The sequence below is a fragment of the Silvimonas sp. genome (genome assembly GCF_031291215.1).
GTDB lineage: Bacteria > Pseudomonadota > Gammaproteobacteria > Burkholderiales > Chitinibacteraceae > Silvimonas > Silvimonas soli.
This window is the reverse complement of record NZ_JARLJK010000095.1, coordinates 1-1,933: the sequence shown is the minus strand read 5'-3', so window position 1 is coordinate 1,933 and position 1,933 is coordinate 1. Positions and strand designations below refer to the sequence as shown.

Annotated in this window: 3 protein-coding genes; 2 read left to right on the top strand and 1 reads right to left on the bottom strand. The window is 61.0% G+C overall.

What is annotated here, in order from left to right:
* Positions 1–193: hypothetical protein (locus P4L78_RS10610; protein WP_309328035.1), on the top strand; the 193-nt coding region annotated here is incomplete at its 5' end.
* A 181-nt stretch (positions 194–374) separates the two neighbouring features.
* Positions 375–1,067: an NnrU family protein gene (locus tag P4L78_RS10605; RefSeq protein ID WP_309328033.1), complete on the top strand. Its 693-nt coding sequence runs from the start codon at positions 375–377 to the stop codon at positions 1,065–1,067.
* A 43-nt stretch (positions 1,068–1,110) separates the two neighbouring features.
* On the opposite strand, the gene P4L78_RS10600 is transcribed toward P4L78_RS10605, so the two are convergent.
* On the bottom strand, positions 1,111–1,933 hold an 823-nt coding region (locus tag P4L78_RS10600; protein ID WP_309328032.1), incomplete at its 5' end, for a transketolase C-terminal domain-containing protein.

Below are 1,933 nucleotides of genomic sequence, written 5' to 3'. Positions count from 1 at the left end.
GCAATATGTCGCGGGCGTGGTCGCCCAGGTGGCCAGCGTCGATACGGTCGGCGGCGAAGTGACCAATCCAAAGCTCAGCCTCGATACGTATGTCCATGTCTTTACGGTGATCGGCTGGGTGTCGGTGGCGATCGGTGCAGTCCTGCTCTTGCTGGCCAGGCCGATCCGGCGGTTGATGCATGGGGTCAATTGATCGGCAACAATCCCCAAGGCCGCAGGCTGCGTGTGTACGCCATGCCACAGTGAATTGAATGCGCGCCGTCCCGGACCAATCTTCATTCGACGGCAGTCTTTCCGCCTCCTATAGGCGGTAAATATTTCTCAGCCTTTCGGCAGGGGGGGAATTTGCCGAATAGAGAAGGCAGGGGGTTCCGATGCCTATAGCCTTGCTGGTATTGATTTTTGCGGTTGCCGGTTTTGTCGGGACCCATTTTCTGTTTTCGCATATTGCGCGGCCCTGGGCGGTCGCCACATTTGGCGTGAATGGTTTCCGGATCTTCTACTCGCTGGTCGCGATGGCTTTTCTGGTCGTTATTCTTGCGGCATATCACCAGGCACCGCATGGTCCGATGGCGTGGTCGTCGGACAATTTGGGGTTGCAACTGGTGTTCGACGCGGTGGGCTATTTCGCCGTCGCGTTGTTCATGGCTTCGCTTATCGGCAATCCCGGGCTGGTCGGGGCCAATCTTAACGGCCTGTCGACACGCCAGCCCAGCGGCGTGTTCCTGATCACACGCCATCCGATGATGTTTGCGATCGCGATCTGGCTGGTCGTGCAGTTGCTGATCCTGCCTTCGCCGCGCAACCTGATCAGTTGCGCGGGCTTGGTCACGCTTGCTCTGGTGGGTTCCCGGCTCCAGGATGCCAAGAAGACCGCGCAATCGGGGCGTGAATGGGGTTTGTGGGTCAGCCGTACACCGTTCTGGCCCGATTTGCGCCAAATCGGGCATCTGGGCATGAATTGGCTGGTTGCGACTGGTCCCTGGCTCTTGGCCACATGGGCGGAAATGCGCATCATGCAAACCCCGGTCGGGATCTGGTACTTGTTTCCAAACCTGCCTTATTGATCGGCTTTATTGACGCGCGCGCGCCCGGATCACGAGTTTCCGGTCAGGCGCGCGCTTCCTGAACGCCTGCGCTGTTGTGGCGCAGCGCCTTGAGCGCGGTCTCTACGATGTGCGGCGCGGTCAGCCCTGCTTCGTCATATTGCCGATCGGGCGAATCGTGATCCTGAAATACGTCGGGCAGGCGCAAAGTGCGGATTTTCAGCCCCGTATCGGTCAGCCCTTCGTCGCTGGCCATAGTCAGCACATGCGCACCAAGCCCGCCGATTGCGCCTTCCTCGATCGTGATCACGACATCGTGCGTTACGATCAGGCGGCGGATCAAGTCGCTGTCCAGCGGTTTGACGAAGCGCAAGTCGGCAACCGAAGTCGGCAGGCCTCGCGCATCAAGCTGGTCGGCGGCCTTCAGCGCTTCGTCAAGGCGTGTGCCGAGCGACAGGATCGCGATGCGCCCGCCTTCGCGCATCATCCGCCCTTTGCCGATGGCCAGGCGTTCGGGAACGGCGGGCAGCGTGACGCCGGTGCCGTTTCCGCGCGGATAACGAAATGCAATCGGCCCTGCATCATGCAATGCGGCCGTATGCGTCATGTGGACCAGTTCCGCCTCGTCGGCGGGGGCCATGACCACCATGTTGGGCAAGCTGGCAAGATACGTCACGTCAAACGATCCGGCATGGGTCGCGCCGTCGGCGCCGACCAGTCCGGCGCGGTCGATGGCAAAGCGCACGGGCAGATTCTGGATCGCGACATCATGCACGACCTGATCATAGGCGCGCTGCAGGAATGTCGAATAGATCGCGCAAAACGGCCGCATCCCTTGCGCGGCAAGGCCCGCCGCAAACGTGACGGCGTGTTGCTCGGCAATGCCG